At 43.0% G+C, this 16482-nt stretch carries 16 protein-coding genes; all 16 read right to left on the bottom strand.

The window, feature by feature from the left end:
- Positions 1-193: 193 nt before the first annotated feature.
- The 16 genes from DW025_RS02690 to DW025_RS02765 all read right to left on the bottom strand — a co-directional run bounded on the left by DW025_RS02690 (position 194) and on the right by DW025_RS02765 (position 16480).
- Positions 194-1099, bottom strand: a complete 906-nt coding sequence (locus tag DW025_RS02690; protein WP_117836160.1) for a conjugal transfer protein — start codon at positions 1097-1099, stop codon at positions 194-196.
- 14 nt (positions 1100-1113) lie between these two features.
- Entirely contained in the window at positions 1114-2118 is a 1005-nt protein-coding gene (locus tag DW025_RS02695; protein WP_119998615.1) for a bifunctional lytic transglycosylase/C40 family peptidase, read from the bottom strand.
- Positions 2115-4274, bottom strand: a complete 2160-nt coding sequence (locus tag DW025_RS02700) for a CD3337/EF1877 family mobilome membrane protein (RefSeq protein WP_118341697.1) — start codon at positions 4272-4274, stop codon at positions 2115-2117. The genes DW025_RS02695 and DW025_RS02700 overlap by 4 nt, the downstream gene beginning before the upstream one ends.
- Positions 4275-4279: 5 nt before the next feature.
- Positions 4280-6730: an ATP-binding protein gene (locus DW025_RS02705; protein ID WP_119998616.1), complete on the bottom strand. Its 2451-nt coding sequence runs from the start codon at positions 6728-6730 to the stop codon at positions 4280-4282.
- The gene (locus tag DW025_RS02710; protein ID WP_021865983.1) at positions 6717-7106 is read right to left on the bottom strand and encodes a conjugal transfer protein; all 390 of its coding nucleotides are present in this window, start codon (positions 7104-7106) and stop codon (positions 6717-6719) included. The genes DW025_RS02705 and DW025_RS02710 overlap by 14 nt, the downstream gene beginning before the upstream one ends.
- Positions 7107-7221: 115 nt before the next feature.
- Positions 7222-7710: an antirestriction protein ArdA gene (locus DW025_RS02715; protein ID WP_118207718.1), complete on the bottom strand. Its 489-nt coding sequence runs from the start codon at positions 7708-7710 to the stop codon at positions 7222-7224.
- A gap of 23 nt (positions 7711-7733) precedes the next feature.
- Complete coding sequence (locus tag DW025_RS02720; RefSeq protein WP_005335613.1) at positions 7734-8228, bottom strand: antirestriction protein ArdA; 495 nt, start codon at positions 8226-8228, stop codon at positions 7734-7736.
- The gene (locus tag DW025_RS02725; protein ID WP_032091089.1) at positions 8210-8455 is read right to left on the bottom strand and encodes a hypothetical protein; all 246 of its coding nucleotides are present in this window, start codon (positions 8453-8455) and stop codon (positions 8210-8212) included. The genes DW025_RS02720 and DW025_RS02725 overlap by 19 nt, the downstream gene beginning before the upstream one ends.
- Positions 8456-8484: 29 nt before the next feature.
- Positions 8485-8706 carry a hypothetical protein gene (locus tag DW025_RS02730; RefSeq protein ID WP_008393067.1) on the bottom strand — a complete coding sequence of 74 codons (222 nt, stop codon included), beginning with the start codon at positions 8704-8706 and terminating at the stop codon, positions 8485-8487.
- A complete protein-coding gene (locus DW025_RS02735) occupies positions 8706-8837 on the bottom strand; it encodes a DUF3789 domain-containing protein (RefSeq protein WP_081919023.1) in 132 nt (43 codons plus the stop codon). Before DW025_RS02735 ends, DW025_RS02730 begins: the two co-directional genes overlap by 1 nt.
- A 4-nt stretch (positions 8838-8841) precedes the next feature.
- On the bottom strand, positions 8842-10092 hold the full coding sequence (mobT, locus tag DW025_RS02740; RefSeq protein ID WP_118341699.1) for a MobT family relaxase: 1251 nt from the start codon (positions 10090-10092) through the stop codon (positions 8842-8844).
- Positions 10093-10229: 137 nt separating this feature from the next.
- The gene (locus DW025_RS02745) at positions 10230-11633 is read right to left on the bottom strand and encodes an FtsK/SpoIIIE domain-containing protein (protein ID WP_118341700.1); all 1404 of its coding nucleotides are present in this window, start codon (positions 11631-11633) and stop codon (positions 10230-10232) included.
- A gap of 62 nt (positions 11634-11695) precedes the next feature.
- Complete coding sequence (locus DW025_RS02750) at positions 11696-12406, bottom strand: hypothetical protein (RefSeq protein WP_118341701.1); 711 nt, start codon at positions 12404-12406, stop codon at positions 11696-11698.
- Between the two features lie 70 nt (positions 12407-12476).
- The gene (locus DW025_RS02755) at positions 12477-12866 is read right to left on the bottom strand and encodes a YdcP family protein (RefSeq protein WP_008393071.1); all 390 of its coding nucleotides are present in this window, start codon (positions 12864-12866) and stop codon (positions 12477-12479) included.
- A 15-nt stretch (positions 12867-12881) separates the two neighbouring features.
- Complete coding sequence (locus DW025_RS02760) at positions 12882-13196, bottom strand: YdcP family protein (protein ID WP_008393072.1); 315 nt, start codon at positions 13194-13196, stop codon at positions 12882-12884.
- 245 nt (positions 13197-13441) lie between these two features.
- Positions 13442-16480, bottom strand: a complete 3039-nt coding sequence (locus DW025_RS02765) for a VaFE repeat-containing surface-anchored protein (protein ID WP_119998618.1) — start codon at positions 16478-16480, stop codon at positions 13442-13444.
- Positions 16481-16482 lie beyond the last annotated feature (2 nt).

A 16482-nucleotide genomic window follows, 5' to 3' on the forward strand; every position in this document is an offset into this window, starting at 1 on the left:
GTGATGTTTATACATGCACATTATATACACACATCACTTATATGTCAATATTCTTTCTGATTTTTCTGGAACTAATCTTCCAAATTAAGAATGGCATTTTTTGTAGCACAATAAGCAATAGCAGTTAAAAAAATTAAACGTGAATGAAAATGATTAAAGGGGAACGGTTTTTAATGTCCATTCCCCATCTTCATTATTTTACAATCTTCCAGTTACTATCTTTTTCCAGTGTCAAATCAAACTGTGAAATCTGTGTTGCCTTTGTCCTCTGGTCGAGATATTTCACTGATACGGACACTTTCACCTGTTCACCATCTTGTGTAAAGATAGGATTTACCAGCTCCGAGAACACATACTCACAATTCACAGGTTCCAGCACATTCCCTGATACATAGTAGGCAAGCTCCTTTTCTGTTGCGGTAGGGTATAGCTTGAAGAATGTTTCCAAGAACTCTGTAACTTCCTCCGTAGTGGCAGCGTCCACTGTTCCGTCCGATTCTTTTGTTTTTGGTTCATAGCCGGATTTTGTTGGTATGCTGCTGATGGTCGGATTCTGTGTAATAACCAGATTTCCGTCACCATCTACATGAACTACCACCATATAAGCGGAAGTGTAGCCGATAGTAGTTTCTCCCTCCGTTACCGTTTGGTCTACCGAGTAGACAACGGTAAAGTCGTTCATTCCAGCCGCTTCAACCTCCCAAATCTCAACGTCTGTTACCGTAGAGCTTGTAGGTATATCCATACGGACGGTATCAACATTCAAATCCTGTAAGCTCTTTGTCAGATATTGGTTGATGGCTGCGGTTCGTTTCTCAATGGATTCCTGCGTGTTGCTCCAAGAATAGTAGGACTTCGCAAATGCCTTGACGAAATTCTCTATCTTGTTGGTATCAACAATACGCTGCTCAATGACTTCTTTCTCATGTACCGTGTGCATATCAATGGCGGTGAAATTCTTATACACCCCAAAGCTGACACTGGCAATCAGCACCAGCCATAAGGCAATCACGGTTTTCTTATGCGTGCCAACTTTCATCACAGGCACTTTCTTTTCCTTTTTTGGTTTTGATTCCTTATCCTTTTTCTTAAATAGCATAGCACCATTCCTTTCTAATTGGTTTTCACTCGTCCGGCACCAATCAAGTGTTGCTGCCAGTACGAGCTTGTTAAATCTGCATATCCGATAGGGTCGCCAGCATGATACATTCTGTTGTTTCCAGCATAGATTCCTACATGAGTGACGTATGTTCCAGCGTTATAGGTTGAGTGGAAGAATACCAAATCACCAGCTTTTGCCTGTGACAGCGGTATGTGCTGCGTAGCGTCATACTGTGCCTGTGCGGTACGGGGTAAGCTGATACCAGCCTTTCCGTAGCACCACTGAACCAATCCCGAACAGTCAAAAGAAGTGTTGGGATTGCTGCCGCCATACACATACTTCCAGCCTTGATACTTCAACGCTTCATTGAAGATTGCCTGTGCGGTAGCGTCACTGAAACTAGGCACAGCCAAATACTGGCTGACTAATTTTACATAGAACATATTCCCGTACCTGTAACGCCAGCCGCCATTTTCTTTTATGGCAATCTCATTCTTATAGGTGACTTTGACACCGCCGGACTTGTCCTTTGCGAAACTGACCGCCAGCTCAAAGGTGTACTTTTTCCCATGACTGGAAACGTAATCAATGAAGCCGCCGCCATAGTTATAGGACTGTACCACTGTGTTGATGTCACAGCCTTTCGCTTCTGCGAATTTCAAAAGCTCCGAGAAGTATTTACACCCTTGTTTGATGGAATCCTCCACAGACAAGGAATTAAGCGGTAGACCAAGTGATTCACTGGCTTGCATAACGTCTGTCGTGCCAGTGCCGCCGGATTCCACCTGCATAATCGCAAGCAGGTAATTCACATAGTCAGAAATCCCGTATTCCTTTGCGTATTTTTCTACCGTAGGCTGATGTTTCAAGACTTCTGCTGACAGGTTCAGTCCAGAAAAATCCAAGCTGGAAGAGCCGCTTTCTTCATCATCTGCGGTCACGATAAACAGGAACAGAAGCAGACAGATAATCACTGTGAAAATCCCACCGAACACAGCAAAATGCCTTAACTTCATTTCTTGCCGCCTTTCTTACTTGTAGATTTCTTCATTGTTGATTGATTTGTGGTCTTTTTCTGAACCGTCTTTGTCTGCTTCTGACGTTGTACCGTTTGCCTTGAAATATCTGTGGTAGCTTGTGAATGTTTATTTACTGCTGATGAAGTCTGTTTATCTGCCGGACGGGATTCTCTGACAACCTGTGTTCTTACATTCTCCTGTGATTTTGTCACAGGCTCTTTACTCTTGCTTGATTGCGGCTGCTCCTTTGTCACTGTGACAGGACGCTCTTTGACTTTCTGCTCTGGTTTTGAAGCTGCCGCCTGTGAATCCGATTTTACAGGAACAGGCGTTGTGGCTGGTCGCTCATGCACCGGGGCAGCTCTCTTTGTCGCTGATCCGGTGACCTGTCGCTCTTTATCCTTTGATTCCAGCTTGTCCTGTTCCTTATCCACACTCGGACGCTGTGGATTCTGTTTCTCTGACTGCGGCTGTTTCGATACCGATTTTTTATCCACGATTCCACGCTTTGAGGTAGACTGTGATTCCTGCGTATTGCTCTGTGAACTATGTACGGTCTGTGAGGAATCCGTCTGACTTTTCTTATCCGGCAATGCAAGCGGCTTCTGTGATTTGGAATCCGGCAGAGCTGGCGGCTTGCTGTTACCTCCACTGGAAGAAGCAGAAGTATTGTGATTTGCTCTGGTATGCGTATTACCTGTCTGTTTGGTATTGTCTGCCTTTTTCGTAGAAGCAGAAGCCGCCGCAGCACCAGCTACACCGCCAGCAGCACCAGCCGCCATTGTCCTACCGATTTTACGCTCCAAGCGTCTTGCCCTGCGGTTGAGGAACATATACGGGTGTCGCATGATTCGTCTGCTGACTTGCTGTGTATCGGAAGATTGCAGGCTGAACATTGCCATCAAGTCACCTAATTTAAAATAGATTCCGGCAAAGGTGACTATCTGTAGAAATGCCACCATGAAAAACGGATAGCCGGAGGAAATGGAATAAAACATAGTCGAGATACTAAAGGCTGTGGTAATAATCAGTGTGATTCCGGCTCTCATCATAATGGTATTGAACAGCTTCGTAAGAGCCTTTTTTGCCATGCCCTCATAAGTCGGTATCATGGAGAGGATAAAACTAATCGGCAGGAACATGGCGTAAATGATGAATAGCACCTGCGAGAAAATCATCATGCCGGTAAGCAGAAAGACAAATGCCGAGATACCAATATTGAAGATAAACAGGAACACTACCATACCTAAACGGGTCATGGTCTTTGTGACGCTCAAATGGTCATTGTCCTTATCCTCGATTTCCTCAATCACAACGTCCTCTCTGTCGTCCGTGTCTGGACTTTCCGATAACAGGCTTTCCACACGGTCAGAACCGAGCGTTTCTATATCCGATTCCCCGTACTGTAAAAGCAGCCACGGTTGTTTCACCTGTATGGAAAACAGGCTGTCTCTTATTAAATCTACGCTGTCTTTTCCTTTGCTGTTGGAATCGGGCAGCACGATTTTTGTACCGAGCGATAATGCCGAGCTGCTTATATCTGCGGAAAAGTCATTGATTTTGCTGATATAATTGGGGGCGTATGCAATAAAAGAAGCTGACAGGATAAACACCACAAGGAAGTTAATCACCGCATGAACTGCTTTTGTGGTTTCCCTCTTGATAAGTCCTGTGTATGCCACATAGATACCCATTACCAGAATAAGGATAAGCAGAAATCCCACATAAAATCCCTCACTGGAAAAACCGCTGGAAGTGATACCAGCCAACGTCTGAATGTTCTTTCCGATAGAGCTTGCGGTATCAGAGATAAAGTCCAGCTTGTAGGCTTCCTGTACCACATATCCCGTCGCATTGGAAATGTATAAGCTCACCGTCCAGGCAAAGTTTGTGATGGCATATAGTCCGTACTGAATACTTTTGCCGATACCGTCAAGCCAGTTCCACGGCAGCCAATCCCAACTTGAATCCACATAGAAATCAAGCTGGTAGTTTTCCAGCGGATATTTGGAATAGGTGTTAGCGTCACTCACCGTATTGTCTACCAGACCAGCCGCATGAGCTACCGTACCCGTGATAGATAAAAATACCAGCACACCGAGAATCACCGAAAGCGTGATAAGCAGATAACGGACTATTTTTCTCTTATCCATAGGCTTCACCTCATTTCTTCCGTCTGCACTGGCGGTCTGGTATCAAAGGCATGGAACAGGTCAGAGAATACAGGGTGAATCTGGATAACGCCCACACGCCCATACAAATCTTGAAACAGGCATTGTCCGTTTTCCAAATCCCTAAGTCGTTTCTGGTTGCCCTCGTCCTCCTTATCCACACCGAAAAATTCAAGAGTATTCTTGATTTCCTTTATGTCTGTAGAACGGAACGCAAACTTTAAGCCGATATTGTTCTTCATCTTTTCATCGTCCACATCACCAGAGTTTTGTGTAACGAAGTAAACAGCAGCGTTCATGGAGCGTCCAGCACGAATCAGCTTGTTAGACAATGCTTTCCCCTGTGCCACCTGTAGGAACGTCCACGCCTCGTCCAAGTCCACCATCTTAAAAATGCTCCTGTCGGAATGGATAAAATCAAGGGCAAAGGTACTAATGACAATCAGCATAGCCACGGACAATAATTCCATTGTGGTGTATTCTTCAAACTTCGTGTCCTTATCCGGCAACACAAGGTCTGCCACCTGTATGATGTTGAGCTGCCTGTTTAAACTGATGGACTGCTCCACATCACCGTCCGAGAATAAAAGGTGTGCAAAGTCATAATCGGTCATGCTCTCGATATGGTCTGCGATATTTTCTGCCACAGGAGAACCGTCTTTCCTTAATTTATCAATGACACGGAGCAGTCCTCGTTTTTTGCTCTGTGTCACGGAACGGATTGCACGCCTTAATACAGGGAACTTCTCACCGTCACGGGACGAAATACCTGTAAGGAATGTCAGAATGTCGATTGCCAGACTTTCAGCGTCCTTTGTTCGCTTCATAATCACATACGGGTCAAGAAGTCCTCTGTTTTTGTCCTCACTGGTGAGATTAACTATCTTGATTTCCTGTGCAATGTCGGGTATCGTTTCCTGCCAGTTACCACGCTCTGATTTTGGGTCTACAATGACCGCTTTTCCTCCAAACAGCACCGCATAATAGATGATAAGGTTGTTACAGAAAGACTTCCCACCACCGAGCGAACCGAGAAAAGCAGCCGCAAGAGCATTTGTCACAGAACCTTTTACGCCCTGTGCTGCAAGGCTAGGTTTTATATAGACGTTCTTTCCTGTATCAAGGTTATAGCCGATATAGATACCGTCCGTTTCCCCAAGCTGCTGTGTCGCACCGAAGCCAAGTCCGGCGAGAAAGTCCGAAGTGACGTATTGGATATAATCATTGATATATCTTTTGCTGGACGGGATAAACTCACCATGCAACCCCAACATATCACCGAATGGGCGAACCAGCTTGACGTTCAAATCATCATAGAAATCTTTGACTTCATCACAGCGGCGTTTCAATTCTTCCAGAGTGTCAGCTGCCACACGGATAACGTAGGATAATTTATACATGGATTCTTTGGACTGGTCTAAATTTGTTTCCAGTTCATTCACCGAATCCAGAGCGTCCATGACGTTACTTCCCGTTTCGTTGTTGGATTCCCAAGCATGATTATCCAAGTCTTTCAGCTCTTTCTTTTTGTTCCTAACAGTCGTCAGAGCCTTTTTGTTGGTGACGATTTCCACATTCATAGAAGTGGAAACGGGGAACGTGAATTGCTGTTGCTGATAATAAAATATCTCGCTTGACGGAAAATCCAGCTCACCCACGATATTGTTAATCGTGAAGTAGGCAACAAAAGTTGTCTGATCTTCACACTCAATCTTTAGGTAGCGCTGGTTTTCTTCAATCATGCAGCGTGTCGGACGGATAAGGTCATATCGCTTCACCAGTGTTTCACGCTTTAACTTTTTTATCGGGAGGTCATAACTGTAATCACTGTAGGCAACGCCGGTATTCCCGTAGATATGTTCCAAGAGGTAGCCGAAGTCGTTCTTATCTAGTCTGCGGAACTGAAAGCGGCGTGAGATTTTGCTTTCCAAGAGTTTTTCCATCTTTAGGAAACGGTTGATTTCATCATTACTCATGGAAACGAAGTCACCCATCAGCTTGTGATTGACTTCATAGATAAAATCCGCAAAGGTCATAGCTGCTGATTTTCGCATACCCTTGAAGCTGATTTCTTCCTCATTTACCAGCAGCTTGAAGCCAAGAAAAAAGCGGTAGTCAATCTGATTTTCACCAATCATCTCAACCAACGCTTCTGTCTGTTCATCTACCTTTTTACAGGCAATCTCTTTTAATCTGCCTGTGATTCCCTTTTTGGAACGCTCCTGTACTGCACGCAGGCTGTCCTCTGTGGCAATCTGTAGGGCATGGATTTTTCCGTCACGGTTCTGGGCGATAAGCTGACGGAAGTTGTCATGCACCATGTATTTTTCTTCTGGTGACAGGAACGAATAATTGTAAGGTGTCAGCTCATAGTAGGCAAAGCACTCACCGTCATGGTTGAACACCAGATTGTTTTCTATGTACTTAATCGGGAACATACATCACACTCCTAACTGCGGTCACGCTTGTATTGAATTTCTGATTTTTCAGTTTGATAGCTTTTCCTGCATAGGTCACTTTTGGTCGGAGGAAAAAGCTCACACAGGATTTTAGGAATCCAAAAGGCTTTTTTCCGTCAAAGGTCTTTTGCGATACAAACCAAGTGAACGCCACAGGGATTCCAAAGTATTTGAGAAATGCACCGTCAATCATGTTAAAGGGCGGTAGCTCCCCAAAGAGAATCACCACAAACAGCGACACCACGAACCAAGCCATCTGACTGAATGTGAGCGGGAACGGGAGTTGAAAGTCGTTGATTGCATAAATGACTTTTTCCACGCTCCATATGCTTGTATAGCTTTTGATTTTCTTCAATTTTCACAGCTCCTTTCTGTTCTAAAATGGAAACAGCAGCCTATGTTTCAAGGCTGCTGCAAAAAAATAACCAGTGTCATTTCACTGGCAGATAAAAAATATTCAGTTGTAATTGTTAATACGGACATTCAAACACGCCATGATTGGTGACGACAAAACACCCCTCTAAATCAAGGTCACGCCCGTAGGCTTCATAGTCTATGTAACTGCGGATTCTGTCTGGTATCTCACCCAGACTTTGACATTCATCTATGAAGTAATAGGCAACGTCTGTCATATCGTCACAATCGGGATAATGGATAATATCGTCTGCATGTTCGCACAAATCTTCCAAGCTACTGTAATAGCCTAGCAGTTCCGATAATTCGTCCTGTATGTCTTCTGGTAAGTCCTCCACCATTTCACACAGGCGGTTGACTTCCTCAATGGGTGTGTACTCGTCAATCTCAAAGGGTAGCTCATAATCATGGATTGCGTATTCTTCGTATCTGTCATTCAAGCCGATACGTTCTGCCATCTCGTCATAATCAACGGGCGGCGTAAACCACGCACCCACAAGCTCACCCTCGTTGTATTTCCCAAGATTGGCGATATAGATTCGCATTTCTTCGATACCACATCACCCCTTTACTGATAGCGGAATACGCCGCTTGTGGTAAATAAGTATCTGTCGTCCATTTCCAGCTCACTACCATAGGAGTGATAGTCGATATGTTTCAACAGTTCGTGAGGAATCTCACCAAAAACATATTCTTCACGGATAAGGTATTCTGCCAGAGCTGCACCGTCACCCACATCATAGTAGCGTATCTCGTCCTTGTGGTCGATAAATTCCTCGAAGCTGGAAAACCATTTCTGCTGAATGGCTTTCATTTCATTGCCGATAGGCGTACCCTCCAATTCCAGCACCATGCGGCAGTTGGCGTTGATTTCCCAAAGTGGCATATCACTGTGTAAGTCAAAGGGCAGCTCATAGTCTGCAATCTCAATCTGTTCTTCATGTTCTACGCCGATTTTTTCTCGGACTTCCTCAAAGTCCACAGGGCAGTTGAACCAAGCACCGGAATATTCTTCGTCACCCTCACGATACGGTTTTGTATTGTTTAACAGGTAGATTCGCATTTCCTGCATGGTCTGTCACTTCCTTTCATCATATCCAGTATTCCCATTATAACAGCATAATCTACACCGAACACATAATGAGAGAATTTTTCTAACTGTTCTTTAGGATATTTAAGCGGTAGCTGTCGTTTGATTTCTTCCCACACTTCACGCTTGCGGTAAGGCAGGTCGGAAACATCATTGCAGCCGATACAGTCTTTCATATCCTCAAAAATATCTGTTTTCATGTTGTCCTCCATTTCCGATTATCAGAGCATTACGCCCCGATAATCTTATTGAATAACTGCAACAGTACGTCTTTCACGCCAGAAGCATTGAACACCAAGCCGACAGCGATTAAAGCAATCACCAAGAATCCGATAAGTTTGGAAAACTCACGCTTGAATCCAAGATACACGCCGATAACAGCGATTGCCATGAGTACCAAGCTCTGTGCGTTAGATAAAAACCAGTTGTATAAGTTCTGTCCGAAATTCATTATTTTCTGCTCCTTTCCATCATTTCAATTTCTCTTTCTGCGGCTGCTCCTGCCTGTACCAGACACATCAACACCACACCTGCACCTGCTCCAAGTGAGAACAGGAATAAATCAAATAAGATATGCTTCATGTTGTCATTCCTCCGTTTCTGTAATCATTTCCTCTGTGGAAGTTGTCTGCTGTTCAATCAGCTTTTTATGACGCTCGGTGAGCTTCGCATGGTCTAAAATGTCTTTGAGATAAGTTGTGCCATTGGCACTGTCAATCTTCTGTAAGACTTTCCAAGTGGGAGCTACCTGTCTGCTTATCCAGTTCAGCGTCCGAGTGAGCGTATAAGGCTCTGGTTTGGTCGTCAATTTCAAACGCCCACGATCAGCGCCGATAAAGTACGCCCATTTCTCATTGGTCTGCCATTCGCTGCGTCTTTTCTCCACCTCCTTGTCAGCGAACCGCATATAACGGTTGATAATGTCAAAAGCGGTACGCTCTGCGTCATGGTAGGTCAGCAGGTCACGCACCGCATAATAGGCTCGCTCATTTTTCAGCCGGATTTCAAAACGGTTCTTGATTTTCGCATCTTCAATCGGAGTATCGTATTTCACATACTGCTCATAGTCCTTTTCATAGATACAGAAATAAACCTCTGATTTGAGCGAACCGATATAAAGCGTATTTCCCATTCCGTATCTGTCCTGTTCATTGCTTCTCACCAGCTCACCGCTGCGGTAACTCTTGAAGCTGCGGAATACGGAAATACATTCTTCACGGTTGCATTTCTCTGTCAGCTCTGGAATATCCAAGATTCCTGCCATATCGTTGATGGCAAGGTCAAGACGTTTCATCACACCTCCTTCCACCAGAGCGTCCATGAGAAAGTCATACCAGCTCCTATGCTGTGCCAGCAGATAACTTTCCATCTGCCGACAGCCTTTGCCTTTCAGCTCCAGCAGTGTGCCTTTCTCTTTATCAGGTGATGTTAGCACGAACACATCACCAAGCACATAATATTCCGCATAGGAGTAGAATCCGTAGTCCTCATGTATCATTACATCCAGCTTTAATTGCAGAATATCTTCAACAACGTGCCGAACGTCCTGTGTGGGGAATCGGATTCTGACGTAATCCAAGACCATTTCCAACGGATTCTCTGGATTCAGCTTTTCCAGAGCGTCCGTGAATTTCCCCTTGATTTCTTCTGTCAAGGCTACTTTTCCAGATTCAATCCTGCTGACATACTCACGACTGATACCAGCCATGACCGCAAGACGATTCTGGGAAACGCCGTATTGCGTCCGTTTTTCCTTAAAATCGTTTATCCAATCGGTATCATTCAGTTTCAATCCCTCCAATCGAAAAAGGAATGTGACAGTTACCGATTTTGTCACACTCCTTTGAATGTTTGAAAAGTCCTCTGTTTTCAAGGACTTTTTGATATGTAATTGACTGTTTCCAGATAATTTGTGCCCCCCTGTTAGATAACGGGGGCAGATGGTTGGGGCGGCTTACGCCACCCCAACACAGGCTAGTCCGTACCTGCGTCTTTCGCTTCGCACGCCGCCTGTCCGTCCTGCCTGTTTTGTGACAATCCTCCTATCTCTTTTAAAAAGTCATGTCCTTTGGGTACAAGGGGAGTGTAAAACTCGGATATGACACTGTTTCCCGTATCAACATAGCCACGCCCTTTAATCTGCTTCAAGAAAAAGTCCTTGTCTACTTCACCGAACATCATACTGTACCCAAGCTCCGACATACGCCCAAGAGCCACACGGAAATTGAACTGGTCACGGATTCCATCACCAAGATACTTTGCGTCTGGACGCTGACAGGCGAGAATGAGAAAATATCCTGCCTGTCGTCCGAGCATGACTATCTGTTTCAGCTTGTTAAGGACAGCAGCATTCTCCTTTGTGGTGAGCATTTCCATGAACGCCACATATTCATCAAAAATAAGGAAGTGGGGCGATAGTCCTAAATAGGCATAGTTTTCACCTGTCCTGTAATTCTCCATGAGCTTCATTGCTTCACTTCTTGCCATCATACCGTCATAGAACCTGTCAATACAGGCGGTTATATCGTCTTTCTTGTACCAGACTTCCGGCATGACAACGGATAAATCCGCAAGGTCAGCGTTCTTTGGGTCTAAAATATACATGACTGCATTGCTGCGGAGCATAGCTTCAATGAGTGTGAGAATAAAATACGTCTTTCCTCCACCAGTACCGCCAGCAATCAGCATATGAGGGAGCTTGTCATACTCCCACCAGACATTTTTCATCAGACGTAAACTGCCATGTTCAGCCTGTACCTCATTGATAGTGATTCTATTAGCGATAGTGTCATAAAGTAAGACATACTCCACATAGGAATCATGTAGCTCTTTTGACACCAGCTCACAGTACAATCCTGTTTCCAGCTTCTTTTCCAAGTGTAAAAGTTGGTCTTGATATTTCCCTAATGTAATTTCTGTACGGATATACAATAGACCATGTTCCATACGGTAATACAGTTTTGGAAAGTAGTTGATTTTCTCTTTCTTGCCGGACGCTGGCAAGTCCTTAAAAAATCCGCTGTCCTGTGTGGATTCTGATTCATACCAGCCATTCTCTAAAATCATGCGTGCCAGCTTTTGACGGTGAAAAAGCTGTTTCACTCTGTCATACTGGAATCTGCGGTAGAAAAGGGCAGACAACACACAGACCAGAGTCGCCACAATGATAGTCACTATCCTATATGGTGTAATCGGCAAGTAGACGCTGCCATCTTCAAAAAGTGAGATTGCTTTCCAATCCGTAGTGATGATTGACTTTAGGTTCAGCAGCATAACCACCGCAAGGAATAATAGAAGCAGCAAACCAGCCGAGAAACGAAAAACCAGTGATTTATCACTGGCTCTGATACGATATCCTCTGTATGTTTGTAATCTCATAGTTCCTCCTTTTAAGCATAAAAAGCAGCAAACTCCATAGAATTTACTGCTCTAACATTTATTTATTCGGAAAAATACTCCTTTTGATTAATTTTTTCTAATTCACATATCAATTTATAATACTCTGCAAAAAAATTATTATTACATTGACTAAAATCAACATCATTTGGAACAACCAATAATCTTTTCATCATGGAATGATAAGTGGAATTTAAGATATCTTCAAGAACTTTCATAAGTTCTACAGAAATATCTGTGGGATAATATTTGTAAAGTTTATCAATTTCATCTTCGGTTTTACGAATACACTCTCCAAGCCATTCTCTTACAGAAAAATAAACCATATTTTCTCGAGTAGTCCTATTTGCATTTAAAACTTTCACTTTATCTGAAAATCGTAACTGTAACAAACTAGACAATTCTTCAGCAGTATAATCAGTACCTGTATGACCATCTAAATAAATTTCTGCAAGCGAAGATAGACTGTTTCGCATATTTTTTATAATTTGTTTTAATCGCATAGAAACATTTCTTCTAGCAATAGAATCCCTCTTATTGTTAGGAACATAAACTTGTGTGATATAAAACATAAAATTTATTATATATCCAACAGATAATTGAAATAAAAGATTAAACCATTGTTCGGCTCCTCTAAACAGTTCGGGCAAATCCAGTGTTAAATAATATGAAGTAATGATGACTATAGATATTATAAAAAATGCAGAAATAAGCGTATTTCTTTTTATGAATATAAGAATATTTTTTCTTAACATTTGTACTAATTCCTTTCCATCGATTTATCTATATGCCAATAATTATAATATCATTTTGCAGATGAAGCAATTATTGCTTATTTATTTTTGTTACTGTTTGTGATGGATTTGTCATAGTGTTTGACACAGAATGCTTATTCTTCAAGACAATATCATCTGCCTTGATATACCAGTCAACGTCTGCACCTTGAAACGTAGCGGTTGCCACCGTATCAGCCACAGGATTGATGATTTCCACCTCTGCATTGTAGTCAAATTCCTTTAACGGAACAGAAGCCGGAATACTTACCTGTATCATACGTCCTTGTTCTTTGCACTTCAAATCGTAGGTACGTTCTTTGATTTCTTCAGAAACCGTACCGTCCTCATTCTGGATATGTACCTCTCGTCTTAATGCGGAGAATTTCAATACTCCGAAAGTCTTTTCCTTGTCAATAATGATTCCGTTTGCTAATCTCATATACTCAATACCTCCTTATGCTTTCACCATATCGTCAGCCGATAAGATATAATTTGTGAATCCTCTTGTACCGATTTTATAACCCTCTGCAGTGATTTTTGGATTGATAAGTTTTACCTTTTCCTCTGATTCAAAGTTCTTCTCACCAGCAGAAGCAGGCAGCACCACGATAATATCATCTGCTCTCTGTACGTCCGAATAAAGGTTGAAGCTACGGGAAACGACCGTCATACGTCCGTTGATCCTACGCTGTTCCACCTTATTCTCACCAGCAAATTCTAAAGTTCCGAATGTTTTTTCCATATTTGGGATAACGTGTTTTAATTCCATAAATTGTTTACCTCTTTTCTTTCTATATTTTTAATGATTGATTGTGTCATTCTGCTATCGGAATAATATCTGTCTGCCTGTGAATTATCAAGGGCAAGCGTTGTGCTGCCGCACCCTTGACAATCCCCATTCAGAAAGATAAATGTTAATCAAGCAGAATTTAGTTGAGTTGCCAGCCACGGACTGACTTTTTTTATGATGGGAGGTGAACGGGGAGTTGCTTTCATAAACCGATACCTCCTGTATTATTTAGACTTCTTTACTCTGCGGAATCTCTTATATCCGGCAAAGATAAAACCAGCAGCGGAAATTCCCATCATGGCGAACAATGCGACAAATGGTGTGTTGTCACCTGTTTTTGGTGAATCGCTTGTCTTTGTTGGTGTGCTAGGTTCTTCTGGTGCCGTAGGGGATTCCAGGTTTTCCTTGACCGTCACAGTCTGCCCCTTGTCCTTGATGTCCTTATGTTCAGCTACCTTGATAGGCTCGTCTGGATTGGTTACGTCATATAATTCTTCAAATGTCACAAGCTCTTTGCCGCCAAGCTCCGAAGCATTGAATGTAAATTCAATCTGAACCTCCATTTTAGAATCCTCGGCAGTAAAAGTAAGGTCATTTTCTACACGCTTGCCATTCATTAGAAGTTCAGCATTTTCAGACTTCACCATTTCCCAACCTTTAAGAGTGTATTTCACGCCTTTTTCAAGACCATCTAAAGTGACCGTATCAACGATAGTTACTTTGTCGTCTGCTTCAATCGTCTTTTCACCTGTCGCCTTATCAGTAGCGGTTGTGTGTATAGTGATGATACGTTCCGTAATCGTCACTGTTTGCCCCTCGTCCTCAATATCTTTATGTTCTGCCACCTTTGTAGGCTCGTCTGGATTGGATAAATCGTACAATTCCTCGAATGTCACAAGGTCTTTGCCACCAAGAGCAGAAGCATTGAACGTATAGGAAACCTCAACTTCCATTTCTGATTTTTTCGCAGTGAATGTGTAATCATTTTCCACAGGTTCACCGTCAATCAAAAGCTGTGCATTTTCAGACTTCACCATCTGCCAGCCTTTCAACTGATATTTTGTGCCTTTTGTCAGACCATCTAAAGTGACGGTATCAACGATAGTCACGCTCTTTCCGGCAACGATTGATTTTCCACCTGTCACCTTATCTGTGGCAGTCGTATGGATAATGATTTCTGGTTCATATTCATCTGTGAGTGTACCCAAGTCCACGACTACTTTATTTCTTGACACCACTACATCAAACGCCGGAATAAGCGTCATTCCTTTGTTGGAATCGCAGCGTAATTCTTCGATTGTGTAAGTATCGTAAAGCAATGCACCTTTGCTGTCGTCTGGTGTGGAAGTACCAAACCAGATACCGTCCTCACTGGTCTTTCCGGCGTTGGTATTCTGTTTATGAGATACCCAGTCAGAAGAAGTGGAGAATTGACCGTTTGCGTCCGTAACAATGATATGGCTCTCACCAGTCGTCTTGCTTGTGATCCTAAAGGGAACATTCGTAAGTCGCTTGTGAGTACCGTCACCAATTTTCACACCCTCGATATCCCCACGGATAATCTGGTTGTAGATGGAATGTGCTTCATCTGTTAAATCCATGATTTCACCGTCATTCACAATGTCAAACTCACAGTCAACCGCACCAGTTGTCAAATATCCTGTCGGATTTTTGGATTCTGAAATTTTATAGTGACCGTAAGGAAGTGTATCAGCGTCAGTCGTAGCGATACCGTCAACGCCTGTATGGATTGTCTTGACTGTTTCATTTTTGTTGCATAATTTGCCATCTACCAATACCGCATTATCATTTAAGGAAATGATTTCAAAGGCAGTATCTTTCAATGTTGCACTGCCTTGTGGTTTTGTGTCTTTTGTTTCAAGGTCACGCTTTTGGATTCTCACACCTCCACGGATAATCTTGTCCGATACGGAATACTGGTTGCTGCCGCTTAATGCTGCAAGTTCGCCATCTTCTGTAATCTGTGCCACATACACGCCTTTTATCTGTTCAGAACTTCCAGCGGCTTGCATATAAGCACCATCTAACAAGTAACCGTTTGGAGCAGCTTTTTCTTCTACAGTGATAGTACCAAGCGGTAAACAGATAGTACCGTTTTGTGTATAGAAGCTGTCACCAGATACCTTATAGGAATCTGCCAATCTTGTGATATAGTGGATAGTGTTATCGCTGCCTTTTTCCGCTTTTGTCTTTGTCGTCCATGTGCGTGTTGGTTCTGATGAAAGATTATCTTTTGTGTAATAACCGTCATAATACTTCCAGACGAACTCCGCACCCTCTAAAGAAGCGTTACCCTGTGCGGTTGCTTTTCCTGTTTCCATATCAATCTTGAAAAGCTCAACCAAAGTGTCTGTGACTTTTGGTGTATCGCTGACTTTCAATGTGGAAGTTTCACCAGCCTTTACCGTAAGGGTATAGACGTTGTTATCTAACTGGAATCCTTTTGGAGCTTCGATTTCTTTTACATAGTATGTAGAAGCTCTCAACTCCACCGTATCCGTATTCCCGTTGCCATCTGTCATAAGTGTGGCAACTGATTTCGTGCAGCCTTTATCAGAATAGACACCATAAGTCGCACCAGATAAAGAATAGCAGTCATTAGATTTTGTAATCGCTGTATTACTGGACGATTTCTGAATCTTGCCATCACCGACAGCTAACTTCGCCCAGAACTGTCCTAAGTCCTGTCCTTCACCAACATAGATGTAACCACCGCAATCGTAACGGTCTTTATTTTCTTTAGCGAAAGCCTTTGCGTTCTCATAGACTTCTGACTGGATTTTCTCTGACACTTCATCATAGGCAGCTCGTACATTGTTGTACCCCCAGCCTAAGTGAACGCTCAATCTTCGCCAGACAACACATTGTTCCAACAGATAGACTTGTTTGCTGGAAAGACTGTGCTTTTCTGCATACTGTTTGACGTATTCCAGATTCAACGCCACATCAGATATTTGGTCGTCGCTCATTCGCTCCGTTGCATTGATACGATTCTTATATCCCGATTGGAAATTTGTGTTTATATCAATACAGTAGGCAATCTGCCCGTCAGCGTTCATTATGCTTTCTTCAAAGCTGGAAACCTCTGAACCGCCATTGTCAATCTTGACGATTGTTCCTGCTTTACCGTCCGTAGTAGTATAGACGGAATCCGCAGCATGAACCTGTGTGACAGGTAATGCAGTAAATACGGTTGCAAGGGTAAGTACACCTGTAAGCAATCGCTTCATAATCTTTTTCATAA

Origin of the sequence: Coprococcus sp. AF38-1, from assembly GCF_003603945.1 — a bacterium.
Lineage (GTDB): Bacteria > Bacillota > Clostridia > Lachnospirales > Lachnospiraceae > Coprococcus > Coprococcus aceti.

Excerpts from the sequence above, each read along its gene's own strand:
- DW025_RS02690 (WP_117836160.1), bottom strand. The coding sequence starts at position 1,099 with ATGCTATTTAAGAAAAAGGATAAGGAATCAAAACCAAAAAAGGAAAAG.
- DW025_RS02695 (WP_119998615.1), bottom strand. The coding sequence starts at position 2,118 with ATGAAGTTAAGGCATTTTGCTGTGTTCGGTGGGATTTTCACAGTGATT.
- DW025_RS02700 (WP_118341697.1), bottom strand. The coding sequence starts at position 4,274 with ATGGATAAGAGAAAAATAGTCCGTTATCTGCTTATCACGCTTTCGGTG.
- DW025_RS02705 (WP_119998616.1), bottom strand. The coding sequence starts at position 6,730 with ATGTTCCCGATTAAGTACATAGAAAACAATCTGGTGTTCAACCATGAC.
- DW025_RS02715 (WP_118207718.1), bottom strand. The coding sequence starts at position 7,710 with ATGCGAATCTATATCGCCAATCTTGGGAAATACAACGAGGGTGAGCTT.
- DW025_RS02720 (WP_005335613.1), bottom strand. The coding sequence starts at position 8,228 with ATGCGAATCTACCTGTTAAACAATACAAAACCGTATCGTGAGGGTGAC.
- DW025_RS02725 (WP_032091089.1), bottom strand. The coding sequence starts at position 8,455 with ATGAAAACAGATATTTTTGAGGATATGAAAGACTGTATCGGCTGCAAT.
- DW025_RS02730 (WP_008393067.1), bottom strand. The coding sequence starts at position 8,706 with ATGAATTTCGGACAGAACTTATACAACTGGTTTTTATCTAACGCACAG.
- DW025_RS02735 (WP_081919023.1), bottom strand. The coding sequence starts at position 8,837 with ATGAAGCATATCTTATTTGATTTATTCCTGTTCTCACTTGGAGCAGGT.
- DW025_RS02745 (WP_118341700.1), bottom strand. The coding sequence starts at position 11,633 with ATGAGATTACAAACATACAGAGGATATCGTATCAGAGCCAGTGATAAA.
- DW025_RS02750 (WP_118341701.1), bottom strand. The coding sequence starts at position 12,406 with ATGTTAAGAAAAAATATTCTTATATTCATAAAAAGAAATACGCTTATT.
- DW025_RS02755 (WP_008393071.1), bottom strand. The coding sequence starts at position 12,866 with ATGAGATTAGCAAACGGAATCATTATTGACAAGGAAAAGACTTTCGGA.
- DW025_RS02760 (WP_008393072.1), bottom strand. The coding sequence starts at position 13,196 with ATGGAATTAAAACACGTTATCCCAAATATGGAAAAAACATTCGGAACT.
- DW025_RS02765 (WP_119998618.1), bottom strand. The coding sequence starts at position 16,480 with ATGAAAAAGATTATGAAGCGATTGCTTACAGGTGTACTTACCCTTGCA.